This window comes from Kribbella sp. NPDC050820, assembly GCF_040653975.1.
Taxonomy (GTDB): domain Bacteria; phylum Actinomycetota; class Actinomycetes; order Propionibacteriales; family Kribbellaceae; genus Kribbella.
Map to the genome: position 1 here is coordinate 1 of NZ_JBFAHB010000038.1, position 24618 is coordinate 24618.

Below are 24618 nucleotides of genomic sequence, written 5' to 3' on the forward strand. Positions count from 1 at the left end.
CGGGGACAGCTCGATGTACTCGTAGCCCAGGTCGGCGACGAGACCGGGCAGCTCGAGCAACGGCGTCGTACGGAACATGTACGGGTCGAGGGCAACCTTCATTCGAGCACCCCGGCCTTCTCGGCGGCGGCGATCAGGTTGTCGGCGGCGAACTTCAGGCCCTCGATCTGGCCGAACGACGCGTCCTCGTGCTCGATGTTCACCGGCAGGTCCGGATCGACCTTGTGCAGCGCGGTCAGGAAGCGCGCCCAGAAGTCCACGTCGTGCCCGCGCCCCACGGCGACGAACGACCAGCCGGGAACGCCCGGCCACCGCGTCACGGTGTACCGCCCGCCGAGCCCGAGCGGCTTTTCCGAAGCCGGGATCCACTCGAACCGGTCGTCCAGGACCCCGTTGATCGCAGCCGTCTCGTGGATGAGCGTGTCCTTGGCAGCCGCGAAGAACACCAGGTCGCCCAGATCCTCGATCGCCCGGACCGGGTCGATGTGCTGCCAGAACAGGTGGCTTGGGTCCAGCTCCGCGCCGAGGTGGGTCGCGTTGGTCTGCTCGACCAGCCGCTTCAACGTGGCCGGGTTGAAGACCAGGTTGTGCGGATGCATCTCGATCGCAACGCGTACGTCGTACTGCGCGGCCAGGGCCTCGATCTCCGTCCAGAACGGTACGGCGACCTCGTCCCACTGGTAGTCGAGGGTCTCTTTGTAGACGCTGTCCCACGGGATGACCGTCCACGACGGCCGGGTCCCGCCGGCCTCGGCGGCGGGCAGCCCGGACATGGTGATGACGGTCTTGATCCCGAGCAGGCCGGCCAGCTTGACGGACCGCTCGAGGTCGGCGCCGTGCGTGATCTCGGGATCGGGGTGCAGCGGGTTGCCGTTGCAGTTCAGCGCGGTGAGTTCGATGCCGTACCTGTCGAAGGTCGCCAGGTACTCCTTGCGCGCGTCCGCACTCTCGAGGAGTTCCTCGACCGGGAGGTGCGGGGTGCCGATGAAACCGCCGGCGTTGACCTCGACGCTGGTCAGGCCGAGGTCGCGCAGGATCGCCAGCGCCTCGTCGAGGGGCTTGTCGTGCAGGCAGGCGGTGTAGGCGCCGAGCTTCATAGCGGGTGGTTCCTTTCAGCTGAGGGAGACGGCCTGGCCGTTGTTGAGCGCGGACTGGGTGACCGCGGCGAGGATCTCGAGGTTGTGCAGGCCGTGGGCCAGCGACGGCACCGGCGCGAGTTTGCCGAGGCCGGCGACCTGGTCCAGGAAGGCTCTGGCCTGCCAGGTGAACAGGTCGTTCTGGCCGTGGCCGACCGACGGGAAGTCCATCGGGATGCCCTTGTCGATCCCGGGGTGCTGCGGACCGATCAGCACAGTGCGGAAGCCGTTGGTCTTCGCGTCCGGACCGTGGTCGGCGAAGGTGAACTCGCCGGGCCGGTTCAGGTCGAAGGCCGCGGCGCCGTCGGCGGTGAAGATCTCGAAGCCGAGCCCGTTCGGCAGGCCGTGCGAGATCCGGCTGATCGAGAACGTGCCGACGGCGCCGTTGGCGAAGCCGGCCGTGAAGGTGGCGATGTCCTCGTTCTCGACCGGCTCCAACTCCTCGCTCACTGCACCGGCCGCATGCCCGACCGTCGCGCCCAACGGCACCGGGCGCTCGCTGGTGAACGTCCGGAACACGGCGCCGCCGACCGACGCGATCGGTCCACACAGGTACTCCCCGAGATCGACCAGGTGACTGCCGATATCCGCCAGCGCCCCGCTGCCAGGCCCGCCCTGGTAGCGCCAGCTCATCGGGTTGCCCGGGTTCTGCGCGTAGTCGCACCAGTAGTGGCCGTTGAAGTGCCGCACCGGCCCGATCGCCGCGAGCTGCTCACGGATCGCGTTGATTCCCGGCGTACGACGGAACGAGAAGCCGACCCCGGACTGTGTGCCGGCCGCCTCCGCCGCGGCGACCATCGCCTTCGCATCCTCGACCGAGGGCGCGAGCGGCTTCTCGCACAGCACATGTTTGCCAGCGGCAAGCAATGCCTCGACCACCGGCCGGTGCAGCTCGTTGGCGATGGCAACCGACACCACATCGACGTCCGGCGCCTCGGCGATCGCCTGCCAGGACGTCTCAGCGCGCTCGTACCCGAACCGCCGGGCCCCGTCGACTGCGAACGGTTCGTACGCGTCCGCGATCGCGACCAGCCGGATCTCCGGCAGGTCCAGGTCGTAGAGCTGGGACGCGGCGCGGTAGCCGGCGGCGTGCGCCCGGCCGACCATGCCCGCGCCGATGACGGCGACGCCAAGAGAGTTCACAGCTGTCCTGCCTTCGCTTCTTCGGTCGTGGTGAATTCCTCGATCTCGGCCTCCAGTTCGGCCATCGCCTCGCCGCCGGCCATCAGGTCGGTGATCTCCTCGCGGGACCGCTCGCCCTTCCGGAAGTCCGCGGCCAGCGCACCCCGGATCAGTACGGCGAAGTGGTCGCCGACCGTCATCGCGTGCGTGACGTGGTGGGTGACCAGCACGACCGCGATGCCCTTCTGGCGCGCCTGCATGATGATCCGCAGCACGTGCGCGGCCTCCTTCACGCCGAGCGCCGCGGTCGGCTCGTCGAGGATCAGCAGCTTGGCGCCGAAGTACACCGCCCGCGCGATCGCCAGCGCCTGCCGCTCACCACCGGACAGTCCGCCGACCAGCCGGTTCCCGTCGGTCACGCGAGTGATCCCGAGACCCTGCATCTCCCGGACGGCGACCCCGCCGGCGTACCTGCGGTCGAACCGGCGGAACGGCCCGCGCCACCTGGTCGGCTCGGCCCCGACGAAGAACGACCGCCCGATCGACATCAGCGGGAATGTGCCGCCGAACTGGTGCACGGTGGCGATCCCGTGCGCACTCGCGTCCCGCGGGCTGCGGAAGACCACGGTGTCGCCGTTCGCCTTGATCAGGCCCGACGTCGGCTGGTGCACTCCGGACAGGATCTTGATCAGCGTCGACTTGCCCGCGCCGTTGTCGCCCAGCAGGCAGAGCACCTCACCAGGGTGCACGCGCAGCGAGATGTCGGTGAGAACGTCGGTCGCACCGAACGACTTGCAGACGTCGGTCAGCTCCAAGAGCGGTTCCGTCATGATCACGCCTCCTTCTCGGCGCGGAGCGCAGTGGGTAGCTTCTTCGTGCGGGGCGCGTGCGCCAGGGCCATGCGCCGGAACGTGTTGTTCATCAGGACGGCGGCGAGGATCAGCACGCCGAGGATCAGCGCGGCCCAGTCGGAGTTCCAGCCGGTGTAGTAGATGCCCTGGCTGACGATCGCGAACGTGAGCGTGCCGAGCACGATCCCGACGACCGAGCCGTAGCCGCCGGTCAGCAGCACGCCGCCGATGACGACCGCGATGATCGAGTTGAAGACGAACGACTGCCCGTTCGCGACCTGCGCGCTGTTGTAGAGCATGGTCTGGATGACGCCGACCACCGCGGCGCCGAACGCCGAGGCGATGAACAGCGTGATCTTCACACCCTGGACCGGGATACCGGTGGCGCGGGCGCTCTCCTTGTCACCGCCGACCGCGAACACCCAGTTGCCGTACGGGCTGACGTGCAGCAGCCAGCCGACCACGAGGATCGCGGCGATCCACCAGAAGATCGCGACCTCGAACTTGCCGCCGACCAGGGTGCCCAGCACCGCCTTGGCCTGCGGACCGGGGTCGATCGCGACACTCGTCGTACCGGTGACGACCCGGGACAGGCCGAGCGTCAGGCCGGAGAGTCCGGACAGGGTCGCGAGCGTGACGATGAAGGACGGGACGTTGGTCCGGGTCACCAGCAGGCCGTTCAGGAAACCGACGGCCAGGCCGAGCGCGAGTGCGGCCACGATGCCGACGATCACCGGGCCACCCCAGTAGCCGGAGACGATCGCCACCGTCATCGAGCTCGCCGCCAGCACCGAGCCGACGGACAGGTCGAGCTCGCCGGCCACCATCAGCAGGCCGACCGGGATGGCGATGATGCCGAGCTCGGCGGCGACGTTGAGCCAGCTCGCGGCGCCGCCGGCGGACAGGAACTGCCCGCCGCCGAAGATCGCGAAGAACACGAAGACGCTGATGGTGCCGATCAGGGCGCCGGTCTCCGGCCGACGGGCCAGGTCGCCGGCCGACGCTCCCGAGCGGGCGCCGTACCCGGCCTGTGACTTCGCAGGCGACGGGTCGGCCAGTTGGACTGTCATGGGAAATACCACCTTGTGCTTGGTGATCGTGCTTGGTGATCCGAGGGTCAGCGGACGCCGGCTTTGGCGCCGGCGATGGCGGAGTCGACGTTGTCGGCGCTGATGATGGCCGGGCCGGTGAGCAGCGGGCGCTGCGGCAGCTCGAGGCCGTACTTGAGGTAGCCGTTGGCCATCGAGACCGCGAGGTAGCCCTGCAGGTACGGCTGCTGGTCGATCGAGAACAGCTGCTTGCCGGCCTTGATCCGGTTCAGCTGCGACTCGTCCATGTCGAAGGTGCCGAGCTTGACCCGCCGGCCGAGACCGGCCTGGTCGATCCCGCTGGCCGCGCTGTCGGCGTCCTGGGTGCTGATCGTGACGACTCCGTCGATGGTGTCGTCCTTGAGCAGCGCCGCCTTCACGCCCTGGGCGACCGCGGTCGGGTTGCCGAAGTTGGACGACGGCATCGGCAGCTGCTTCGAGCTGCCGCCGCTCGCCTTGACGCCGTCCGCGACACCCTTGCAGCGCGACTCGGTGTTGGCGGCGCCGGGCACGGTGTTGACGCACAGCACGTTCTTGGCGCCCTGCTTGCCGAGGAACTCACCGCCCGCCTTGCCGGCCGCGTACTCGTCGCTGCCGATGTAATTCAGCGCGCCGAGCCGCTCGGCGGCCTCCATGCCGCCGGCGTTGTAGACGATCAGCGGCACCCCCTTGGCGACCACTCGCCGGAAGGCGGCGTCCTCGGCCTCCGGCACCCAGTCGGGGCCGATCACCGCGGTCGCGCCCTGGCTGAGCGCGGAGTCGATCAGCTTGGCCGCGTCCGGGCCGAGGTTGTCGTAGTTCTGCGGGCCGAGGAAGGTGACCGACCCGCCCTGGGCCTGGATCACCTTGCCCGCGTCGTCGACCCCACGCTTCACCTTCGACCAGAACGGGTCGTCGGACTTGCCGCCGATCACGAAGATCGCGGTCTTGCCGCTGTCGGCGGCCGCGTTGGCCGCAGTTCCGGCGTCGGCGGCCGCCGCGTCCGCCGTGGCGCCGGAGGGTTTGCCGCTGTTGCAGCCGCTGGTGAGGAGCAGGGCCGCCAATGCGACCGCGCCGATCCGCATGAGTGACACGAGTCGATCCCTTCCTGGAGTGCTGGGGGTGTGGCGCCAGTCACCAGAGAACCGGCACATTTCGGCTCTGTCAATACTTTGTAACGACATTTTAGAGCGCTCTAGATTTTCCGTCGTTGTAATCGTCTATAGCGCTCTAGAGCTATTGCGCTAGAGCGCTATAGGCTGGATCGTGCGTTACGGTGGGCCGACTGGAACGGGAGGTGTGCAGGTGACGGCAGAGCTGGGGCGGTCGGGGCGGCGGGTGACGCTCGCCGATGTCGCTCGCCGAGCCGGGGTCTCGCCGGCGCTCGTCTCGATCGTGATGCGGGACGCGCCGGGTGCGAGCCAGCAGAGCCGGCAGTTGATCCTCGCGGTCGCCGAGCAGCTGGGCTACCGGCCGGATGTGCGGGCGCGTTCGCTGGCCAGTCTCAAGGCGCACACCATCGGGGTGCTCTTCGGGCGGGCAGGGCGGTTCCACATGGAGCTGATCGACGGGCTCTACTCTGCCGCCGAGGAGCGCGGCTGGGATCTGGTCCTCAGCGCGCTCACCACCAGTCGGGACGAGAAGCAGGCGCTGGCTTCACTGCACGACTTCCGGTTCGACGCGTTGATCATGCTGGGCCCGCCGGTGGCCGCGCCGCTGCTCGCGGGCGACGTTCCGCTGGTGGTGATGGGTTGGCACGTCGACCATGCGGATGTCGACATCGTGCGTACGTCGGACGAGCACGGGATCGCGCTGGCCGTGCAGTACCTCGTGGAGCTCGGCCATCGCCGGATCGCCCATCTGCAAGGCGGTGACGGGCTCGTGGCGATCGCGCGGCGTGATGCTTACGTGCAGGCGATGCGGGCTCATCGGTTGAGCAAGCAGGTCCGGATCGTTCGTTGTGATGGTGAGGATCAGCTCGACGGGCAGCGTGCGGCGCGGGCGATGCTCGACGACAAGGCCGAGCTTCCGACCGCGATCGTCGCGTTCAACGACGACATCGCCGCGGCCGCGATGAGCGTGCTCGGCCAGCAGGGAATCGACGTTCCCGGGGACATCTCGATCATCGGGTTCGACGACAGCGTGCTGGCCCATGGGCCGGGGATCGACCTGACGAGCGTGCAGCAGCTACCGCGGGAGATGGCCCGGCTCGCGGTCGACCGGGTCATCGCCCGGACGGCCGGCGACGCCGTACCCGATCGCGAGCTCGTCCTCGAGCCCGAGTTGATCATCCGCTCGACCACCGGACCCGCGACCGGCTGAACCGCCCACGACCCGGACCGGCCCTGGTGGAACCGGTCCGGTTTCGTGACGTCCTCAACCGATCGAGATCCGGTCCAGGTCACCTCGTTGTGCCACTGCGGGTCTTTTCGATGGCCTCCGGGGTGACGGGGGTGAAGAAGTTGACGAGGTTGCCGTCGGGGTCGCGGAACAACAGCGACCGGTTGCCCCAGGGCATCGTGGTGGGCTCGTTGACGAAGTCGGTGACGAAGCCGGTCAGGTTCTGGTGAACGCGGTCCACGTCGTCGACGAGGAACTCGGTGATCACGCTGTGGTTGTCCGCCGGGTGGGCCGAGCCCGGGGCGAACAGCGGGACGGTGCGGGTGCCGGCGATCGCGAGGGTTGCGCCCGCGGTCTTGAGCTCGGCGAAGTCCTCGGTGGCCCACGTCGCCGGCGCCCCTGTGGCTCGCTCGTAGAACTCGACGAGGCGTGCGACGTCGCTGGTGATGATGCGGATCGAGACGAAGTCCATGGGAATCTCCTTGGCTGTGCTGGAGGCGTGCACGTCGCAGGCTAGGAGAAATAGTGGACAGAATCGGTCCTGTATTCGCGTTAGGCTGCGAACATGCCACGACCCACCGGCCGCGTGCTGACACTCCTGGAGCTGCTGCAGTCGGGCGGCACCCGGACTGTGGCCGAGCTCGCCGACCGTCTCGGCGTCGAAGGGCGCACTGTGCGGCGGTATGTGGACCAGCTGATCGACCTGGACGTGCCCGTGGAGTCGGTGCGCGGCCGCTACGGCGGGTACCGGCTGGCTCCCGGGTACCGCTTGCCTCCCCTCATGCTCAGCGACGACGAGGCGCTGGCCGTGCTGCTCGGCCTGGTCGCCGGCCGCCGGGCAGTGCTGACGACGACGCAGCGCGCGGCAAACGAGACGGCGTCAGCGAAGATCCGCCGGGTGCTTCCCAAGCACATCGCCCGCCGGCTCGACACACTCCTCGAAGCTCTCGCCTTCACGGATCAGCCCGGCGAGTTGGACCACCCGGACGCCGGGCTCCTCCTCACCATCGCCGATGCGGTGCGCCACCGCCGACCGGTCTCGATCCGCTACACCGACCGCGACGGACGGCGCAGCGAACGCACACTGCACGCGTACGGGATCGTCGCCCATGCGGGCCGGTGGTACGTGACGGGCAAGGACGCCCAGGTCGGCGAGGACCGAACCTTCCGGCTCGATCGCATCGCAGCCGCGAGGGCCCTGCCCGGCTCATTCGAAGCGCCCGTGGGTCCCGGTCCGGCACAGCGCGTGTTGTCAGGATTCGCCACGGCCGAGTACCGGCATGAGGTGACCTTGCGGATCCACGGGACAGTTGAGCAGATCCGCGCCTACCTCCCCGCCAGCGTCGCGAGCCTGGAGGAGCACGAGCCCGCGGCCGGTCAGGACCCGGCGGCCGAGCACTGGCTGCGCGTCGAGCTACGGGCGCAGCAGCTCGACTGGTTGCCTCGGATACTCGCCTCACTCGACCGGCCGTTCGTCATCGAGCGCCCCGATGAACTTCGCGACCTCGTCCTCGCGCTCGCCGATCGCCTCACGTCCTACGCCCGCCAAGCCTGACATCGAGGAACAAATGTCATCCAGTGCAGGATCGCCCCTGGCTGGCCGGTATTGCTAGGCGGCCTGCATACTACTGCCTTTCGAGCAGGTTCTTCAGGGTGCGCAGGTCGGCCTGGACGGCGTCCGCGTCGCGGGCGAAGTCGTCATCGGTCATGCCCGGGCGCTGCCGGACGGTGAAGACGATCTCGGCCCCGTCGCCGTCGGGGAGCACGCGCATCGGGTTGTGCACGGTCTCGCCCGACGGCAGCGTGACGTCGTGGTCGAGCACGCCGTACTCGTTGCGTTCGGCAAACTTGATGGTGATCCGGCCCATCGGGGAGTCCGCGACCCACTGGCCGTCGACCTGCTCGATGGAGCCGGCCAGGCCGGCTGCCCACTTCGGGGTGTTGAGCGGATCGGCGGCGTACGTGTAGACCTCCGCGGCCGGCCGGTCGATGTGTTCGCTGAGGTGTCGTGAAGTGCTCATGCCCCCGACGGTAGCGAGGCCACCGCCGGGGGTCTTGAACGAATCGGACTTGTGTACAGCCGTTGACCTTATGCGCCGGCGTTGTCCAGGCGGTCCAGCTGGTCCTCGGTGAGCTTGATGTCGGCCGCGGCCAGTGCGACCTCGAGCTGCTCGAAGGTGCGCGGACCGGCCAGGGTGATCAGTTCGGGGTCGGTCTGGTGGAGCAGCCAGCTGATCACCAGCTGGTTCGGGGTGACGTCCAGCTCGGCGGCGATCTCGGTGAGGACGGCGAGGCGTGCGTCGGCGTCCGGACCGGCGTAGTTCTTCATGATCTGGTGACCGTCGCGCTTCGCCGGGTCGTCGTAGATGCCCTTGAGGATCGGCGAGAACGCGACCAGCGTGAGGTCCTTGGTGGCTCGCAGGTAGTCGGCTTGCTCGTCGTCGACGATCGTCAGGGTGTCGGCGCCTGCCTTCGGACGCAGGTACGAGTGCTCCTGCTGTACGGCGACCGGCGCCGGCCAGCCGTTCTGCTCCGCGAGCGCGCGGATGCGTTCCAGCCGCCAGGTCCGGACGTTTGACCAGCCGATGTACCGGGCCTTGCCTGCGGCAACGATCTCGGCGAGTGCTTCGAGGGTCTCTTCCAGCGGGGTGGAGCGGTCGTCTACGTGGACGTAGTAGAGGTCGACATGGTCGGTGCCGAGGCGGCGCAGGCTGTCGTCGATCGCGTGCCGCAGCGTGTCGCCGCCGGCGCCCGCAAACTGGGCGGCCATCGTCTCCCAGCTGCCGTCGCCGGTGCGGATCGCCTCCGGGTCGCGCACCCACGCGCTGCCCTTGGTCGCCAGGAAGATGTCATCTCGCTTGCCGGTCTTGGCGAGCCAGCGGCCGAGCAGTGCCTCGCTCTCGCCGCCGGTGAAGTCCGGTCCGGGCCACCACGCGTAGCAGTCGGCCGTGTCGATGAACGTGCCGCCGGCCTCCAGGTACCGCTCGAGCATCCGCACCGACGTCGGCTCGTCGGTCGACGTACCCATCAGCATCGCTCCCAGTGCGAGCTGGCTGACGTGCTCTCCGGTCCGGCCCAACGCGACCCTGCGCATATCTGATCCTCCTCGTGAATCTGTCGGTGATTACGAGGCTAGGTACGGCGTTGTTCATTCGTCCAATGCCGATTGTTGGCAGACTTCATGCGTGTGGCGTATCAAGCGGGCAGGGTGCCGCGGACGACGCTGTCGCGGGAGTGCGCCGGGTTGCCGTCGTTCGGCTCCAGGGAGACGTCGACGATCCGGTAGCCCTCGCTGGTCAGGTTGTCCGGGATCCGGAAGGTGCCGCCCTGGGCGGGGTCGAGGACGCCGAGCGACACCATCCGCTCACCGTCGGCGTTGATCAGCCACAGCTCGTAGTAGCCGGTGCTCGCGTCGAGGCCGGTGACCGAGACCTTGAGCTCGTTCCCGTCCTGGATCAGGTCCGCGGTCCCGCCGCCGGTCTTCCCGGGCAGCGGCTCGAGCTGAACCACCGCGACGGGTGGCGGCGCCTCCTCGTCGCGATCGAGCACCGCCGCAGCCCCCAGGCCGATCCCAACCCCAAGCACGGCAGCCACACTCGCCGCCAACACCAACGTGCGCCGCCCATACCCGCGCCGCGCAGGCGCCGCCGGGGTGGTGGGTTCCGGTGTGGAGGCGGTGGTCGCCGGTGGCGCGGTCCGGTCGGGCGTGGGGGTGGTGGGTGCCTCCGGTGGGGTGGTGGGGGTTGGGGTGGAGGGGGTGGTCAGGTGGAGGTCGGCGGCTATGCGGTCCCAGAGGGCGGGGGGTGGGCTGGCCAGGTGGGGGGCGCTGGTGGCTTCGGCGGCCAGTTCGCGGAGTTCGGCGAGGGTTGTCTGGCAGTCGGGGCAGGTGGACAGGTGGGCAGCGGCGTCCGGGTCGGGGGCCGTGCCTTCCAGGGCCCACTGGGCCAGGAGCTCCTCGTCAAGATGCGTCACTGTTCACCTCCTTCAACCGGTCCCGCAGGGACAGCAAACCTCGTCGCGCATGACTCTTCACCGTGCCGAGTGGCAGGTCCAGACGCTCCGCGATCTGCGGGTACGTCTGGTCTTCGTAGAAGGCCATCCGCAGGATGGTCCGGCGCGGCTCGTCGATCCGGTCCAGCTCGTCGGCGAGCACGACCCGGTCGACGAGCTGGTCGTCGGCGGCCGCGACCGGCTGCGTCGCCATCGTCTCACCGACCGCGGCCGCGTTGCGCCGGTCCCGGCTGCGTGCGTCGAGCCGGTCTGCGATCCGGTGCCGGGCGATCCCGGTCAGCCAGGAGCCGAGCGTCCCCGCGGCCGGGTCGAACGTCTGCCGGCCGCGCCAGGCGGAGACGAACACCTGCTGGGTGACGTCCTCGGCGTCGGCCTGGTTGCCGAGGGCGCGGACCGCCAAGGTGAAGACCAGGCGTGACCATCGCTGGTAGGCGGCGGCGAGGCTGTCCTCGCGCCCCTCCGCGAATCCCGTGGCGATTTCGGCCGGCGACGGGTCACCGGCGAGGCTGGTCACGGCTGGGACTCTAGCCGTGGTGTCAGATTTTGGTGGCACTGACCACCAGATTCTGCTGATATCCGCCGTTGTCCGGGTCATAGTCTCCGCCACACGTGACGACCCGGAGCCGGTGCGGTCCGGTCCGGTCGAAGAGGTCGGCGAGCGGCAGCCGCCGCTTGGTGATCTCGCGGATCGAGTCGATGCGGTACGTCGTGGTGCGTCCGCCGTACGATGAGATCCGGATCAGCTGGCCGGGACGGACCTTCCGCAGCCGGACCAGCGGACCGACGCCGTACTCCTTGCTGTCGAGGTGACCGCCCAGCACCATCGAGCCGCGGCCGTCGCCCGGACCGGGCCCGAACCGGTACCAGCCGATCGTCGCCGGGTCGGGCGGCAACTCCATCTGACCGTCGGCGGCGACACCGACCGCCCGCACCGGTACGTCGATCCCCGCAGCCGGCACGACGAGCCGCGTCGGCGCCGACACAGCGGCGGTCGACGGCACAGCAACGGTCGACGGTACGGCGGCGTCGTGCGTCCGCACCGCGGGCAGGTACTTGCAGCCAGGTGGCGAGAGGAGTGTGGCCGCCACGAGGACGGCCACACCACGGGCATGGCTCACGACCGGGCACGCACCCGGACCGCAGCCGTGCCGCCACCGATCAGCAGCAGTGCGAGTACGGCGACCGCAACCACCGGCCAAGCGGATTCCGACGACGCGGCCTGACCACCCGTCCCGCCCGGTACGCCGGACGGGTTGCCGTGCAGACCGGAGATGGTCTGGACCGCGAGCTTCAGGTTGTTGGCCGACGCGCTGCCCCAGGCGTAGACGATCGTGTTCGTGCCCTCCTTCAGGTTCAGCTCAGCAGGGCCGAGGGCAACGGTCGTCGTACCGGCCAGGACCACGTCGGCCTCGACCGTCCCAGCCGGCAGGTCGGCCTTCGCCTCCTTGGGGTTGGTGAGCCCGGTGAAGACCGGCTTGCCGCCCGCCCGGACGTCGACGGCCGGTGCGGCGGCGGTGTGCCGGACCGTCAACCGCGCCTGGCCCGGGGCGAGCCGGGAGGTGTCGTTGACGAACGGCGTCAGCACCGGCTTGCCGCCCGCGTTGAGATGGGCGACGACGGTGACGTTGGCGCCGCCGGGTACGGCGACGTCGTTCGCCTGGATGAGCGCGGCGGTCTTGCCTGCCGCCGTGACCTTGAGGTCGTAGTCACCCGCAGGCAGCTGGAGCGGGTCGGTCAGCGATCCGGGCTTGAAGTTGGACAACAGCTTCGACCCGTTGGCGTAGACGTCGACGGTTGCCCCGGGCACCCCGTGCAGCACGGAGACAGTCGCGTTCTCGGTCGGTCTCGCCTGGGCGCTTGCGGCCGGCACCCCGGCGAGCAGCAGTCCTGCGCCGATCAGTGCGGCGAAGTTGCGAACAGACATCGAACCTCCTCGAAGTCGGTAGATGTCTGTTCCTTCCGGGCCGGCCGGGTCGCCGGATGCACCGAAGAAATTTCGTCCGGAACGCATCCGTGGGAGGGGTCCGCGCCGAAGTAGGGGCAACACGACGTGAGGAGCTCCGGCATGGAAGGACACCGCCCGTCCGTTGCTGTCATCGGCTCGGGAGTGGCTGGGCTGACTGCGGCGTACCTGCTGAGTCGGACCCACGAGGTCACGGTCTTCGAGGCCGACGACCGTCCCGGCGGCCACGCGCACACGCACGATGTCACGGACGCGGCAGGCCGGACCCATCGGATCGACTCCGGCTTCATCGTCCACAACGAGCGGACCTATCCGCACCTGCTCAGGCTGTTCGGGGAGCTCGGTGTCGCGACGCGCCCGACGGAGATGTCGATGAGTGTGCACTGCGACGGCTGCGGCCTGGAGTACGCCGGTGGCCGGGGCGCTGCGTCGATCGCCGGCCGGCAGCTCGCCGATCCCCGCTTCCTCCGCATGCTGGCCGAGGTACGGCGTTTCCACCGCGAAGCCCGCTGCCTGCTCGCGACCGATGGCGACGACCCGACCTGGGCAGCGTTCCTCGCGTCGCACCGGTTCTCGTCGTACTTCGTCCGGCACTTCGCGATCCCGCTGGTGTCCTGCGTGTGGTCGTGCGGTTCGGGACCGGCCGGACAGTACCCCGCCCGGTACCTGTTCCGGTTCCTCGACCACCACGGGATGCTGAGCGTCGGCGGATCGCCGGTCTGGCGGACGGTCGACGGCGGGTCACGGACGTACGTCGACGAGATCGTCGCGCGGATCGGCCACGTCCGGACAAGTGTTCCGGTGCGCGCCGTACTGCGGCATTCCGACGGCGTCTCGGTGTTCACTGCGAACCGCTGCCTCGAGTTCGACCGCTTGGTGCTGGCGACTCATGCGGACACCACCCACGATCTGCTCACGGACGCGACGCCGTTGGAGAAGGAGTGCCTCGGGGCGTTCACCTACTCGGTGAACCCGGCCTGGCTGCACACCGACCGGTCCGTCCTGCCCACGACGCGGCGGATGCGGGCGTCCTGGAACTACCGGATGCGTGACTGCCGCACCGACGAGCCGCAGGTGCTCGTGAGCTACTGGATGAACCGGCTGCAAGGCCTGACCGCGGACGACGAGTACCTGGTGACGCTGAATCCACACGGCTGGGTCGATCCCGCGGCGGCGGTACGCCGGATGACGTACGCACATCCCGTCTTTACACCGGAGTCGGTCGCGGCGGGTGAGCTGCTGCGCGATGCCGGCGGGCCCACGCTGGCATTCGCGGGAGCCCATCTGGGATGGGGATTCCACGAGGACGGCTGTCGCTCCGGCGTCGAGGCGGCGGCGCGGTTCGGTGTCCGGTGGTGACGCTTCCACCGGTGCCCGCGATCGTGCCGGGCCACGTGAGCCACACGCGCCGCGTGCCGAAGCGGCACCGCTTCCGCTACCGCACGTACCAGTGGCTGGTCGACATCGATGCCCTGCCGGACCGCGGCGCCCTCGCGTCGTTCCAGGGCCGCGACCACCTCGGCGATCCGTCGCTGCCGTTGCGGGACAACGTGGCAGCCTTCGTGCGCGCCGCCGGCGAACGGCTCGAGCCGCAGGACCGCGTGCTGATGCTGGCGAACGCACGCAGCCTCGGCTACGTCTTCAACCCGCTCACCGTGTTCTGGTGCCTCACTCCGGCGGCTGAACTGCGCTGGGCAGTCCTCGAGGTGCACAACACGTACGGCGGCCGCCACACCTACCTGGCTCGTCCCGGCCGCTCCTCGCTCCGCAAGGAGTTCTACGTTTCCCCGTTCTTCACTGTCCACGGCGAGTACGACGTGACGCTCAGCCTCGACCATGACCGGATCAGCGTCGCGATCGACCTGCGTCAGCACCAAACGCGCGTGTTCAGCGCTGCCTTCACCGGCCGCCCCACGCCGGTTCGCCGCACGACCATGCTCGCCGCCGCACTCGTGCCGTACCAAGTCGCGACTCTGATCCGCCTGCACGGCATCTGGCTCTGGTTGCGCCGACTGCCAGTGGTTCGCGAAGGACTCCGATGATCACACTTCCACACAGCCCTGTCCGGGCCGCGATCGCCCGGCAGATCGTGCGGAATGCAGTACGCGAGCTGCCGGTCGGGATCAGGCTGCCGGACGGCACCCGGCTCGGCGGTGACGGACCCGAGTTGGAGATCGTGTCCGATGCGTTCTTCCACCGCGTCGGGCACGATCTGCGGATCGGCTTCGGCGAGGCGTACATGGCGGGGGACTGGCGGGCCGGCGCCGGTTCCGACCTGGGCGACGTACTGACGGTCTTCGCCCGCGAGCTCGCCGGGCTGGTCCCGTCGGTTCTGCAGCGGTTCCGCCGGCTGGTCGAGCCGCCGATTGCCAACGGCAACGATCGGGCCGGGGCGCGGGCGAACGTCGCGCACCACTACGACCTGTCGAACGACCTGTTCGCGACGTTCCTCGATCCGACGATGAGCTACTCGTCGGCGCTGTTCGCCGCCGGTGACACGCTGGAGCAGGCGCAGCGGCGCAAGATCGACAGCATCCTCGACCTGGCCGGCGTGCGATCCGGCGCGAAGGTCCTGGAGATCGGCACCGGCTGGGGCCAGCTCGCGATCCAGGCGGCTGCCCGCGGGGCCGACGTACGAACGATCACCTTGTCCACCGAGCAGCGCGATCTCGCCCGCCGGCGGATCGCGGCAGCCGGCGTCGAGGCGGATGTCGAGCTGTGTGACTACCGCGACGTCGACGGGCAGTACGACGCCGTGGTCAGCGTCGAGATGATCGAGGCGGTCGGGGAGCGGTACTGGCCGGCGTACTTCGCCGCGGTGGACCGGCTGCTCGCGCCCGGCGGGCGGTTCGGACTGCAGTCGATCACGATGCCGCACGACCGGATGCTCGCGACCCGGCACACGCAGGGGTGGATCCAGCAGTACATCTTTCCCGGCGGGCTGATCCCGTCCGTCGAGGCGATCGCGGCGGCGTCGGGCGGGCTGGAGATCGTCGAGCGGCGGGACTTCGGAGCCGACTACGCGCGCACGCTCCGGCTGTGGCGGGAGCGGTTCGTGGCGCAGGCGGACCTGGTCGACGCGCTCGGGTTCGACGAGGTGTTCCGGCGGATGTGGGAGTTCTACCTGGCGTACTCGGAGGCGGGTTTCCGGTCCGGGTACCTGGGAGTCTCGCAGTTCGCCATGGTTCGGGAGGATTCGGCAACGGTGAGGAGAGGTTCGTGGAGCTGACTGGTCGCCGTACCTGGATCGTCGGGGCGTCGTCGGGGATCGGAGCTGCGCTGGCCGGCGAGCTGGCGGATCGTGGCGCCCGGGTGGCTGTGTCGGCCCGGCGGGCCGAGAAGCTGGCGGAGGTCGCGGGCGGGCGGATGGCGGTGGTGCCTGTCGACATCACCGATGGCGAAGCGGTGCGGTCCGCGGCGGAGCGGGTCGTCGAGGAGCTCGGCGGGCTGGACATCGTCGTACTGAGTGCCGGCTACTGGAAGCAGATGGACGACTTCGACGCCGAGTCGTTCCAGCGTCATCTCGACGTCAACCTCTCGGGTCTGGCGCACTGCCTCGACGCGGTGATCCCGCGGCTGCGGGCAGCGCGAGCCGGCCTCATCGTCGGGATCGCGTCGGTAGCCGGCTACCGAGGACTGCCCGGCGCGGAGGCGTACGGCGCGACCAAAGCCGCTCAGATCAACCTGCTCGAAGCCCTCCGGGCCGGCCTGCGGCGGGACGGGATCCTCGTCACCACCGTCTGTCCCGGATTCGTGGACACCGAGATGACCCGGTCGAACAGGTTCCCGATGCCGTTCATCATCTCCCCGCAACGAGCCGCGCAGGAGATCGCCGACGGCCTCGAACGCCGCCGTACCCGCATCACCTTCCCCTGGCAGATGGCCTGGATGGCCCGCCTCGGAAAGCTCGTCCCCGACGACCTCTGGGCCCGACTGCTCGGCCGCTAGCTCGCCGCGTGGGCCAGCGCGCTGGGGGAGAGGCAGCCGACGATGGCTGGGGCCTGTTGGATCAGGGTGTCGTCGGTGAGGGCCTCGACCATGAAGAGGGCGTAGTCCACGCGCCGGGTCAGGTTGCTCGCGAGCACCGGGTCGCCGACGTGCCGGCTCCAGACCGGCAGGCCCTGGCTCTCGCCTTCCTCGAGGTCGCTCCCGCGGACGACGGTCCAGCGCCGGTCGCTGGCGAAGATCCGCCGGCACGCCTCCACCTGGTCGTCGATCTCGATCGCGCGCACGAGCCGCGCCAGCCAGGTCGTGACCCGGACCATCAGCCGGAACCGCCGGGAGTACTGGTCCCGGCCGTCCCGGGTGATGTGCCAGCCGCAGGAGAACACCAGCCGCGCGTCCGGGGCGGCGTAGTCGAGAACCGCCTGCGCCGTACCTGACGAGTACTGCTGCACGCCCCACGGGACGAGGACAGTCAGTACGCCGTCGCAGCCGTCGACCGCCTTGCGGATCACCTCGCGGTCGTTGGTCGGCCCCGGCACGATCGTGATCCGGTCCGCGAACTCGGCCAGCTTCGGGACGCTGCGTTCGCGGCAGACACCGACCACCTCGTAACCGCGGTCCAGCGCATGCCGAACCATGTAGCGCCCGAGCTTCCCCGAAGCGCCGACGATGCAGATCTTCATGTCTCCACCCCCTGATCGTACTTACAGTGTAAGTCAGCGTAGACTTACACCGTAAGTCGGTCAAGGAGGACGGATGCGCCGTACGCGAGCGAAGCGGGAACCACTCAGCCGGGAGCGGGTGGTCGCGGTCGCGGTGGCGCTTGCCGACGAGAAGGGCGTCGCCGGGGCCAGCATGCGGGCGATCGCCGCGCAACTGGGCGTCGAGGCGATGTCGCTCTACAACCACGTGGCCGGCCGCGACGACATCCTGGACGGGATGGTCGACGCGGTGTTCCGTGAGATCGACCTGCCGACCGCGCAGGCGGCGGACTGGAAGGCGGCGATGCGGGACCGGGCCGCTTCGTCGCGCGCGGCGCTTCGCCGCCATCCGTGGGCCGTCGGCCTGATGGACTCCCGCAGCCGTCCCGGCCCGGCGACCTTGCGGCACCACGACGCCGTACTCGGGGCCCTGCGCGCCGGCGGCTTCTCCGTCGCGATGGCAGCCCACGCCTTCTCGGTGATCGACAGCTACCTGTACGGCTACGTCCTCCAGGAGTTGAGCCTGCCGATGGCGAGCCCGACCGACGTGGGCGAGGTCGCCGGCGACCTCCTCCGCGACCTGCCGGCCGACACCTACCCACACCTCACCGAGGTCATCACCCAGCACGCCCTCAGCCCGGACTACGACTACACCACCGAGTTCGACTTCGGCCTCGCGCTGATCCTCGACGCCCTGCAACCCGACGAGCTCTAGCAACCCATGTCACAGAGCGCGGAGTTACCTGGTCCTCACTGGTGAGCAACCGATCTGAGCCTTGGCCGGGGAGGCGAGTCATGAGTCATGCACGCGGGTTGGCTGCCTTGCCACGGCCGGTGGCAGTGGCACTCGGCGGCGGCGGAGTGCTCGGCGCCGCGCATGTCGGCGTCGGCTACGCGCTCGAGCAGCGCGGGTTCGTCCCCGACCTGATCGTCGGTACGTCGGTGGGCGCCCTCACCGGCGCGATCGCGGCAGCCCACCCGGACCGGGCCGCGCCCTGGCTGGACGAGGTGTGGACCCACCTGCGCCGCCGGGACGTGTTCCCGTTCGGCTACCTGTCCTCGCAGCGGTCTGCCATCTTCAACGACCGCGGCCTGCGCCGGCTGATCGCGCAGGCCGAGTTGCCGCCCCGGATCGAGGAACTGCCGATCCCGTTCACCGCGGTGGCCATGGACCTGGTCACCGGAGCCGAGATCCGGATCGACCACGGCGACCTCGAGTCGGCACTGCTCGCCAGCGCGGCGATTCCCGGCGCCTTGCCGCCGGTAGTTCGAGAGGGCCGGACGCTCGTCGACGGCGGCGTGATCGCGTACGTCCCGGTCCGCGCAGCCTTGGCCGCCGGAGCAGCCAGCCTAGTGGTGCTGTCGACCGGTCCGGCGAGCTGGCCGGTGACACCGACTCTTCCGCGCCGGCGCCCCGGCGCGATCGCTTCGCGCGCCGCCAACCTGCAGGTCCATCACCAGATCGAGCTCGACCTGCACGACGTCGCCCGGCGGATCCCGACCGTCGTACTGCCGACCGGCATCGACACCTGGCCGGCGCCCTGGGACTTCAGCCATTCGCAGCGGCTGATCGGCACCGCGTCCGTGACTGCGGCGAACTTCCTGGACCAGTTGCACCTCACCGGTCCAGGCCTCTACCGAGCCGACGACACGACGGTTGCACCACCCACAACGGTCAGATCTTGAGGCCGGCAGCGCGAGCCTCGCTGAGTGCGATCGCTTCCTGCAGTGCCGCCAGGATGTAGCGGGGGACCTTCAGTCCTTGACGTTCGGCCCAGAGCAGTTCGCGTTCCACCCGGCTCACCTGCCGTGCGACCTCCAGCAGGTCGCGGTCGAACTCGAGGGCGCGCGCGACGTCGCCGAAGTCCGCCCGCTGCGTGCGGTTGTTCACGCCGACGAGGTCGAACGACCGGCGGCGCAGGATCCGCGTGAGCTGGAGCTGCCAGTCGCTCATTCCCTCCTCGCCGACCAGTACCTCGGCCGACATCCGGTAGAACGCGAAGTGCCCCGGCTCCTGCCGCCGGATCGGCGCGATGACGGTCTCCGCGATCGCGTCCTCGCCCATTCCGCGCAGGCCGTCGACCAGCCGGGAGTACGCGATCACCGCCGACCGCTCGGTGGCCGCGCCGGTCAGGTAGTACAGCAGCCGGATCACGCCGAGCATGCCGGGCAGGTGCGAGAGTACGCCGACCAGCTTCATCCCACCGCTGACCGACACGTCGATCTCGGCGGGCGTCATCCCGAAACCCTGCTGGACGGCGTCGAGCAGGATGCCGTGCTGGAGCTCCTGCGGTGACCAGACGTCCTGGTAGAACAGCCGGTCGACCTCGGTGGCGTCGGGCATCAGCGCGCGCAGCTCGAGCACGTTCCGCTCGACCTCGAGCTCGACCCGGGTCAGGTAGTTGAACACCCCGCCGTACCGCTGCCGCACCTGGTCCGGGTCCTTGATCGTCAGGTCGGCGGCGTCGAGGGACAGCGGCGGGTGTTCCTCGGCGAACGTCTCGACGAAGCGCCGCAGACCGTCCCGGGAAGCCCGCCGGGGCACGGCGCCGCGGCCGTCCCGGACCTGCACGTGGGTCATACCTGTTCTCCTTCGTGGGCGGCTCGTTGCTGTGCGCAACGACGTACGCCGGTCGCGGGCAGGCGTCACCCACTAGGACCGTTCAGGCCGCTGCGGTGTGACATCCGGACGGTCCTGTCACATCTCGCGCCGGTGCTCGGACTTACCTGTGAGCCGACCGGCACGCGGCCGGCTGTCCATCGCACGGAACAGGACAGATCCATGACGAATCCCCTGACTCGCCGCCCCAAAAGACGCGGCCGCACTCTGGCGTTCCTGCTCACCGCAGCCGCGCTCGCCCTCGCGAGCTTCAACCCGGTGCAGAGCGTTGCCGGCGAGCAGCGCGGGACGAAGCCGACCATCGTATTGGTGCACGGCTCCTGGGCGGACGCCTCGAGCTGGAACCGCGTCACCGAGCGGCTGCAGGACGACGGCTACACGGTCCGCGCGATTCCCAACCACCTGCGCTCGGTGGCGGGTGACGCGGCGTCGGTGCGCACCTTCCTGGAGACCGTGCCGGGACCGGTCGTGCTGGTCGGGCACTCGTACGGCGGTTTCGTGATCACCAACGCGGCCACCGGGCTGCCGAACGTCAAGGCGCTCGTGTACGTCAACGCCTTCGCGCCGGACACCGGTGAGAACCCGTTCCAGCTGGTGGGGCCGGACTCGGCGCTCGCTGTGGACCCGGCGACCGTCTTCGACCTGGTCCCCGCCACGCTGCCGCCGACGGCCACCACCGACGTGTACCTGAAGCGGTCGACCGTGTTCGCGTCGTTCGCGACCGGCCTGAGCTCCGATGACAAGGACCTGGTCTTCGCGACCCAGCGGCCGGGCGCGTTCGGCGCGCTCAACGAGCCGTCCGCGACCCCGGCCTGGAAGACGATCCCGTCCTGGAGCGCGATCGGCATCAAGGACCAGATCATCCCGGCCAGTGCCCAGCGGATGATGTCCAAGCGGGCCGGCGCCAAGATCACCGAGTACGACGCCGGGCACCTCGGCCTGATGACCGACCCCGGCACCGTCACCAACGTGATCAAGCAGGCTGCACGCAGCTAGGCCGACGCAGTACCTGGTGGGAGCAGGGTGGCGATCTCGCGGCGGGACGTGATGCCCAGCTTCGTGAACACCTTGCGCAGATGCCATTCGACCGTGTGCGGGCTGATGAACAACCGGGCGCCGATCTCGGGGTTCGTCAGCCCGTCGGCGGCCAGGCGGGCGATCTGCGCCTCCTGCGCCGTCAGCGCGTCGACCGTCGCGACGGCCGGCTTGCGCACGGTCGCGCCTGTCGCCTGCAGCTCGCGACGTGCGCGCTCCGCGAACCCCTCCGCCCCGAAGCCGGTCAGCATCTCGTGTGCCGCGCCGAGCTGCGCGCGGGCATCGACCCGGCGGCCCTCGCGGCGCAGCCACTCGCCGTAGCAGAGCCGGACGCGGGCAAGCTGCATCCGCACCTCTGTGGCGTCGAATCGCTCGATCGCCTCCCGGTAGGAGTCCTCGGCCGCGGGGCCTTCGCTCACCAACGCACGGGCGAAGGCCGCGGTGCCGACGGCCCAACCGGTGCCGGTGGTCTGTGCCATCTCGTCGAGGGCCCGGACCGCGTCGGCTGCGTCCGCAGGCCGCCCGAGCCGGGCGGCGGCCTCGGCGAACTCGGCCAGCGCGTGCAGGGAGAGCCCGAGCTCCTGCGGGTTCGCGCTGGCCTGCTTGGCGGCCGCGTACGCCACGTCGTACCGGCTGAGGCCGTTGTAGAGCACCGCGGCGGCCCATTGGGTGTCGGCCAGGACCTTGTCGTGGCCGCGGACCGCGGCGAGCCGGTCGGTGATCGTCGTAATGGCCTGCTGGGTCTGAGCTTCACGGCCTCGCCACGGCTCGAGGAACATCGGCCCGTAGTGCGGCCAGAAGCCGCTACCGGTCGCTTCGCCGACCGTCCGCACCTCCTCGGCCAGCGTGGCTGCCGTGGTGAGCTCACCGGCAAGCGCCCGGTTCGCCAGGCGAAGGAGAAGGGCCGGCGCCAGCACAGGCAGCGTTCCGGTCTCGCGGGCCACGTCGACCAGCAACTTCGAGAGCACGGACCAACTGCCGAAGTCCCAGACGTCCGTGGCCAACCGGCCGGCGAGCTGGTACCAGCCGAGCACCTCCTGCCTCGACTGCCCCTCGGTGCTCAAGCCGGCGAGAGCCTGCAGCACCATCGGCGCCCCGGCGGCGTACCCCGCTGTGGTGATTTGCGCTAGGCCCTCCAGGAGCAGAACATGTCGCGTCGGCTGGTCGGGCTTGGGCGCGCTCAGCACAGATTCGGCCACTTTGCGGGAGAGCCCACCGCCGGACAATGAGGTGACGATCGCCTCGCGGTAGGTCGACAGCGCGAGTCCGGGGTCGAGTACTTCGAACCGCTTGGCTGCGTCGAGGAACAGCGGCAACGCAACGGTCATGCCTTGGGTGAGGGCCGCGATCCGGCCGCGGAGCAGCGTCAGCTTCACGGTGCCGAGCGCATCGAGTGGACTCAGCTCCGCCGTCCCCGCCAACGCGAGCCCGGCCTCGAACGCGCCCGCCTCGAACTTGGCCTGGGCGGCGGCCAACGTGCGGGCGCCGCGTCGTACCGGGTCTGGGGTCAGCTGGGCGGCGCGATCGAGGAACGCGGCTGCGGCAGCGACTCCGCCACGGGACTGGGCGCGGTCCGCCGACCGCTCCAACTCGGCCGCCACCGCTTCGTTCGGTCCCGCCGCCGCGCGGGCCAGGTGCCACGCCCGGCGGTCGGGGTCGAGCTCGGGGTCGGTCTCTTCCGCCAGCGCGTGGTGGATCTCGCGGCGTTCGTACAGGTTGGCGGCACGGTAGGCCGCCGAGCGGACGAGCGGGTGCCGGAAGCGGACCCGGGCGCCGAAGGTGATCAGCCCGGACGCCTCGGCCTGGGCCGCGGCGGCGTCCACGGCGATCCCCAGTCGCTCGGCCGCGCGCCACAGCAACGTCACGTCGCCGACCGGCTCGGCCGCCGCGGTGATCAGCAGGCGCTGCGTCTCGGTCGGCAGCAGCTGGACCCGGCGGAGGAAGCCCTGCTCCAGCTGGCTGGACAACGGCGGCGCATCCGGACGGACGAAACCGCCGGCGATCTCGGCCACGGCCAGCCCGCGAGGCAGCTCGAGCAGGGCCAGCGGGTTGCCTCCGGTCTCGGCGACGATGCGGTCCCGGACGCGCTCGTCGAGCGGACCGGTGACGACCGACGCGAGCAGGGTGCGCGAGTCGCTGTCGGACAACCCGGTGAGGTGCAACTCGGGGAGGCCGGGGAACGTCTCGCCGGGACTCGGATCCCGGACGGCGAAGACGAGCAGGATCGACTCGGCCAGCAACCGGCGTGCGACGAACTGCAAGGTCTGAGCCGAGGCGTGGTCCAGCCACTGCGCGTCGTCGATCAGGCACACCAGCGGTTGGTTGCCACCGGCATCCGCGAGCAGGCTCAACGTCGCCAGACCGACCAGGAACCGGCTGGGCGGTTCACCGTCGTGGAGACCGAACGCGGTGGCGAGTGCGTCGCGCTGCGGCCCGGGCAGCTGGTCCAGACCGGTCAGCAGTGGAGCGCAGAGCTGGTGCAGGCCGGCGTACGAAAGCTCCATCTCCGACTGGACGCCCGCGGCCCGGACGACGCGGCATCCGGTGGACTGGGCACGGAGGTACGTCAGCAACGCGGTCTTGCCGATCCCCGGTTCGCCGCGCAGGACCAAGGTCGCGCTCTGCCCGGCTCTGGCGCCGGCCAACAGCTCGTCCAGGGCCTGGCGCTCGTCCCGCCGCCCTAGGAGTCCGGCTCTGGAACCTCTCGTCGCCACGGCGCGCCCCCACTGGTCGATAGGCATCCTAGCCGCTGTGGCACGGCGAAACCCGTCACCGAGCGCTACCGCCACACTGCTTGCCCCAGGCAACGTCACACCCGGTGGCCCTGCCCGGTCTTTGGGGTGCAGAAAGCACTCTTCAAGGGAAGGACGACCTGATGACGAAGCACATCCTGGAGCAGGCGGCGCAGGGGATCGCGGACGCGACCTCGAAGCCGCCGTTCCTCTACCAGCTGTCGAAGGAGGAGGCCCGGAAGGTGCTGGACGACCTCCAGGCCGCGCCGATCGACAAGCCGGCCGTCGACGACAAGTGGATCACCGTGCCGGCCGAGGCCGGCGACGTCCGGGTCCGGATCGTCAAGCCGGTGGGCTCCGAAGGCCTGCTGCCCACGATCCTGTACATCCACGGCGGGGGCTGGATCCTCGGCAACGCCGGCACCCACGACCGGCTGGTCCGCGAGCTGTCCGTCGGCGTCGAGGCCGCGGTCGTGTTCGTCGAGTACGACCGCTCGCCCGAGGCGCAGTACCCGGTCGCGATCGAGCAGGCGTACGCCACCGCGCAGTGGATCACCGCACACGGCCGGGACGAGGGGCTCGACCCGAGCCGGCTGGTGATCGCGGGCGACTCGGTCGGCGGCAACATGACCGCGGCGGTGACCATCCTGGCCAAGCAGCGCGGGGACGTCACCTTCTTGCACCAGTCGCTGTACTACCCGGTGACCGACGCCGCGCAGGACACCGACAGCTACCGCGAGTTCGCCGACGGGCCGTTCCTGACCGCCGCGGGAATGGCCTGGTTCTGGGACGCGTACCTGCCGGACCACACCCGGCGTGGGGAGATCACCGTGTCGCCGCTGCGGGCGGAGCCGGCCGACCTGGCCGGGCTGCCGGAGGCGTTCGTGATCGTCGACGAGAACGACGTACTGCGTGACGAGGGTGAGGCCTACGCGCGGAAGCTGACCGCGGCCGGGGTCCGGACCACCAGCGTCCGGTACAACGGCACGATTCACGACTTCATGATGCTGAACCCGGTGCGTGAGTCCGCGGCCGCCACCGGAGCGGTGGAGCAGGCGATCCACGTGCTGCGCAAGGCGCTCGGCGTCAAGTAGG

25 protein-coding genes are annotated in these 24618 nt (G+C 69.9%); 10 read left to right on the forward strand and 15 right to left on the reverse strand.

Features of this window, described 5'->3' with window-relative positions:
- Positions 1–98: 98 nt before the first annotated feature.
- Genes AB0H36_RS27945 through AB0H36_RS27965 form a run of 5 tightly spaced genes read right to left on the reverse strand, consistent with a single transcriptional unit; the run spans position 99 to position 5261 of the window.
- On the reverse strand, positions 99–1097 hold the full coding sequence (locus tag AB0H36_RS27945) for a sugar phosphate isomerase/epimerase (protein WP_360529633.1): 999 nt from the start codon (positions 1095–1097) through the stop codon (positions 99–101).
- A gap of 15 nt (positions 1098–1112) precedes the next feature.
- A complete protein-coding gene (locus AB0H36_RS27950) occupies positions 1113–2279 on the reverse strand; it encodes a Gfo/Idh/MocA family oxidoreductase (protein WP_360529636.1) in 1167 nt (388 codons plus the stop codon).
- The gene (locus AB0H36_RS27955; protein ID WP_360529639.1) at positions 2276–3088 is read right to left on the reverse strand and encodes an ATP-binding cassette domain-containing protein; all 813 of its coding nucleotides are present in this window, start codon (positions 3086–3088) and stop codon (positions 2276–2278) included. Before AB0H36_RS27955 ends, AB0H36_RS27950 begins: the two co-directional genes overlap by 4 nt.
- Positions 3089–3090: 2 nt before the next feature.
- Positions 3091–4179: an ABC transporter permease gene (locus tag AB0H36_RS27960; protein WP_360529643.1), complete on the reverse strand. Its 1089-nt coding sequence runs from the start codon at positions 4177–4179 to the stop codon at positions 3091–3093.
- Between the two features lie 47 nt (positions 4180–4226).
- Entirely contained in the window at positions 4227–5261 is a 1035-nt protein-coding gene (locus tag AB0H36_RS27965; protein WP_360529891.1) for a sugar ABC transporter substrate-binding protein, read from the reverse strand.
- A 220-nt stretch (positions 5262–5481) separates the two neighbouring features.
- Here AB0H36_RS27965 and AB0H36_RS27970 point away from each other — a divergent pair, with 220 nt between their 5' ends.
- Positions 5482–6498, forward strand: a complete 1017-nt coding sequence (locus tag AB0H36_RS27970; RefSeq protein WP_360529646.1) for a LacI family DNA-binding transcriptional regulator — start codon at positions 5482–5484, stop codon at positions 6496–6498.
- 79 nt (positions 6499–6577) lie between these two features.
- Here AB0H36_RS27970 and AB0H36_RS27975 read toward each other — a convergent pair whose 3' ends face one another.
- On the reverse strand, positions 6578–6988 hold the full coding sequence (locus tag AB0H36_RS27975; RefSeq protein ID WP_360529648.1) for a VOC family protein: 411 nt from the start codon (positions 6986–6988) through the stop codon (positions 6578–6580).
- Positions 6989–7081: 93 nt separating this feature from the next.
- Between AB0H36_RS27975 and AB0H36_RS27980 the strand changes: the two genes are divergently transcribed.
- Positions 7082–8071 carry a YafY family protein gene (locus tag AB0H36_RS27980; RefSeq protein ID WP_360529651.1) on the forward strand — a complete coding sequence of 330 codons (990 nt, stop codon included), beginning with the start codon at positions 7082–7084 and terminating at the stop codon, positions 8069–8071.
- 70 nt (positions 8072–8141) lie between these two features.
- On the opposite strand, the gene AB0H36_RS27985 is transcribed toward AB0H36_RS27980, so the two are convergent.
- The 6 genes from AB0H36_RS27985 to AB0H36_RS28010 all read right to left on the reverse strand — a co-directional run bounded on the left by AB0H36_RS27985 (position 8142) and on the right by AB0H36_RS28010 (position 12451).
- Positions 8142–8537, reverse strand: coding sequence for an SRPBCC family protein (locus AB0H36_RS27985; RefSeq protein ID WP_360529654.1), 396 nt, complete (start codon positions 8535–8537; stop codon positions 8142–8144).
- A gap of 68 nt (positions 8538–8605) precedes the next feature.
- On the reverse strand, positions 8606–9610 hold the full coding sequence (locus AB0H36_RS27990; RefSeq protein WP_360529657.1) for an aldo/keto reductase: 1005 nt from the start codon (positions 9608–9610) through the stop codon (positions 8606–8608).
- Positions 9611–9711: 101 nt separating this feature from the next.
- Entirely contained in the window at positions 9712–10488 is a 777-nt protein-coding gene (locus tag AB0H36_RS27995) for an anti-sigma factor (protein ID WP_360529660.1), read from the reverse strand.
- A complete protein-coding gene (locus AB0H36_RS28000) occupies positions 10475–11041 on the reverse strand; it encodes a sigma-70 family RNA polymerase sigma factor (protein ID WP_360529663.1) in 567 nt (188 codons plus the stop codon). Before AB0H36_RS28000 ends, AB0H36_RS27995 begins: the two co-directional genes overlap by 14 nt.
- 22 nt (positions 11042–11063) lie before the next feature.
- Entirely contained in the window at positions 11064–11627 is a 564-nt protein-coding gene (locus AB0H36_RS28005; protein WP_360529666.1) for a class F sortase, read from the reverse strand.
- Between the two features lie 14 nt (positions 11628–11641).
- The gene (locus tag AB0H36_RS28010; protein ID WP_360529669.1) at positions 11642–12451 is read right to left on the reverse strand and encodes a DUF4397 domain-containing protein; all 810 of its coding nucleotides are present in this window, start codon (positions 12449–12451) and stop codon (positions 11642–11644) included.
- Positions 12452–12592: 141 nt separating this feature from the next.
- Between AB0H36_RS28010 and AB0H36_RS28015 the strand changes: the two genes are divergently transcribed.
- From AB0H36_RS28015 to AB0H36_RS28030, 4 genes are read left to right on the forward strand one after another with little or no spacing between them, the layout of a single operon-like run.
- Complete coding sequence (locus AB0H36_RS28015) at positions 12593–13849, forward strand: FAD-dependent oxidoreductase (protein WP_360529672.1); 1257 nt, start codon at positions 12593–12595, stop codon at positions 13847–13849.
- Between the two features lie 11 nt (positions 13850–13860).
- Entirely contained in the window at positions 13861–14532 is a 672-nt protein-coding gene (locus tag AB0H36_RS28020) for a DUF1365 domain-containing protein (protein WP_360529675.1), read from the forward strand.
- Positions 14529–15719 (forward strand): cyclopropane-fatty-acyl-phospholipid synthase family protein, encoded by a 1191-nt coding sequence (locus tag AB0H36_RS28025; RefSeq protein ID WP_360529678.1) that lies wholly within the window; start codon positions 14529–14531, stop codon positions 15717–15719. Before AB0H36_RS28020 ends, AB0H36_RS28025 begins: the two co-directional genes overlap by 4 nt.
- Entirely contained in the window at positions 15710–16438 is a 729-nt protein-coding gene (locus tag AB0H36_RS28030; RefSeq protein ID WP_360529681.1) for an SDR family NAD(P)-dependent oxidoreductase, read from the forward strand. Before AB0H36_RS28025 ends, AB0H36_RS28030 begins: the two co-directional genes overlap by 10 nt.
- Here AB0H36_RS28030 and AB0H36_RS28035 read toward each other — a convergent pair.
- Complete coding sequence (locus tag AB0H36_RS28035) at positions 16435–17118, reverse strand: NAD(P)H-binding protein (protein ID WP_360529684.1); 684 nt, start codon at positions 17116–17118, stop codon at positions 16435–16437. The genes AB0H36_RS28030 and AB0H36_RS28035 overlap by 4 nt on opposite strands.
- 73 nt (positions 17119–17191) lie before the next feature.
- On the opposite strand from AB0H36_RS28035, the gene AB0H36_RS28040 reads away from it, so the two are divergent.
- Both AB0H36_RS28040 and AB0H36_RS28045 read left to right on the forward strand, forming a co-directional pair.
- Positions 17192–17851 (forward strand): TetR/AcrR family transcriptional regulator, encoded by a 660-nt coding sequence (locus AB0H36_RS28040; RefSeq protein ID WP_360529687.1) that lies wholly within the window; start codon positions 17192–17194, stop codon positions 17849–17851.
- An 80-nt stretch (positions 17852–17931) separates the two neighbouring features.
- Positions 17932–18822 (forward strand): patatin-like phospholipase family protein, encoded by an 891-nt coding sequence (locus tag AB0H36_RS28045; protein ID WP_360529690.1) that lies wholly within the window; start codon positions 17932–17934, stop codon positions 18820–18822.
- Here AB0H36_RS28045 and AB0H36_RS28050 read toward each other — a convergent pair.
- Positions 18812–19717 (reverse strand): GTP-binding protein LepA, encoded by a 906-nt coding sequence (locus AB0H36_RS28050; RefSeq protein ID WP_360529693.1) that lies wholly within the window; start codon positions 19715–19717, stop codon positions 18812–18814. The two genes, AB0H36_RS28045 and AB0H36_RS28050, sit on opposite strands and share 11 nt — an antisense overlap.
- Before the next feature lie 201 nt (positions 19718–19918).
- On the opposite strand from AB0H36_RS28050, the gene AB0H36_RS28055 reads away from it, so the two are divergent.
- Complete coding sequence (locus AB0H36_RS28055) at positions 19919–20752, forward strand: alpha/beta hydrolase (protein WP_360529696.1); 834 nt, start codon at positions 19919–19921, stop codon at positions 20750–20752.
- Here AB0H36_RS28055 and AB0H36_RS28060 read toward each other — a convergent pair.
- Positions 20749–23505: an AAA family ATPase gene (locus tag AB0H36_RS28060; protein WP_360529699.1), complete on the reverse strand. Its 2757-nt coding sequence runs from the start codon at positions 23503–23505 to the stop codon at positions 20749–20751. The genes AB0H36_RS28055 and AB0H36_RS28060 overlap by 4 nt on opposite strands.
- Before the next feature lie 161 nt (positions 23506–23666).
- Between AB0H36_RS28060 and AB0H36_RS28065 the strand changes: the two genes are divergently transcribed.
- Positions 23667–24617: an alpha/beta hydrolase gene (locus AB0H36_RS28065; protein WP_360529702.1), complete on the forward strand. Its 951-nt coding sequence runs from the start codon at positions 23667–23669 to the stop codon at positions 24615–24617.
- Position 24618 lies beyond the last annotated feature (1 nt).

What these genes read in the sequence shown, in the direction of transcription:
- AB0H36_RS28025 (WP_360529678.1), top strand. Translation starts at nt 14,529, where the DNA reads ATGATCACACTTCCACACAGCCCTGTCCGGGCCGCGATCGCCCGGCAG.
- AB0H36_RS28015 (WP_360529672.1), top strand. Translation starts at nt 12,593, where the DNA reads ATGGAAGGACACCGCCCGTCCGTTGCTGTCATCGGCTCGGGAGTGGCT.
- AB0H36_RS27960 (WP_360529643.1), bottom strand. Translation starts at nt 4,179, where the DNA reads ATGACAGTCCAACTGGCCGACCCGTCGCCTGCGAAGTCACAGGCCGGG.
- AB0H36_RS28050 (WP_360529693.1), bottom strand. Translation starts at nt 19,717, where the DNA reads ATGACCCACGTGCAGGTCCGGGACGGCCGCGGCGCCGTGCCCCGGCGG.
- AB0H36_RS28045 (WP_360529690.1), top strand. Translation starts at nt 17,932, where the DNA reads ATGAGTCATGCACGCGGGTTGGCTGCCTTGCCACGGCCGGTGGCAGTG.
- AB0H36_RS27990 (WP_360529657.1), bottom strand. Translation starts at nt 9,610, where the DNA reads ATGCGCAGGGTCGCGTTGGGCCGGACCGGAGAGCACGTCAGCCAGCTC.
- AB0H36_RS27985 (WP_360529654.1), bottom strand. Translation starts at nt 8,537, where the DNA reads ATGAGCACTTCACGACACCTCAGCGAACACATCGACCGGCCGGCCGCG.
- AB0H36_RS28055 (WP_360529696.1), top strand. Translation starts at nt 19,919, where the DNA reads ATGACGAATCCCCTGACTCGCCGCCCCAAAAGACGCGGCCGCACTCTG.
- AB0H36_RS28035 (WP_360529684.1), bottom strand. Translation starts at nt 17,118, where the DNA reads ATGAAGATCTGCATCGTCGGCGCTTCGGGGAAGCTCGGGCGCTACATG.
- AB0H36_RS28010 (WP_360529669.1), bottom strand. Translation starts at nt 12,451, where the DNA reads ATGTCTGTTCGCAACTTCGCCGCACTGATCGGCGCAGGACTGCTGCTC.
- AB0H36_RS27980 (WP_360529651.1), top strand. Translation starts at nt 7,082, where the DNA reads ATGCCACGACCCACCGGCCGCGTGCTGACACTCCTGGAGCTGCTGCAG.
- AB0H36_RS28040 (WP_360529687.1), top strand. Translation starts at nt 17,192, where the DNA reads ATGCGCCGTACGCGAGCGAAGCGGGAACCACTCAGCCGGGAGCGGGTG.
- AB0H36_RS27965 (WP_360529891.1), bottom strand. Translation starts at nt 5,261, where the DNA reads ATGCGGATCGGCGCGGTCGCATTGGCGGCCCTGCTCCTCACCAGCGGC.
- AB0H36_RS28065 (WP_360529702.1), top strand. Translation starts at nt 23,667, where the DNA reads ATGACGAAGCACATCCTGGAGCAGGCGGCGCAGGGGATCGCGGACGCG.
- AB0H36_RS27975 (WP_360529648.1), bottom strand. Translation starts at nt 6,988, where the DNA reads ATGGACTTCGTCTCGATCCGCATCATCACCAGCGACGTCGCACGCCTC.
- AB0H36_RS27945 (WP_360529633.1), bottom strand. Translation starts at nt 1,097, where the DNA reads ATGAAGCTCGGCGCCTACACCGCCTGCCTGCACGACAAGCCCCTCGAC.
- AB0H36_RS27955 (WP_360529639.1), bottom strand. Translation starts at nt 3,088, where the DNA reads ATGACGGAACCGCTCTTGGAGCTGACCGACGTCTGCAAGTCGTTCGGT.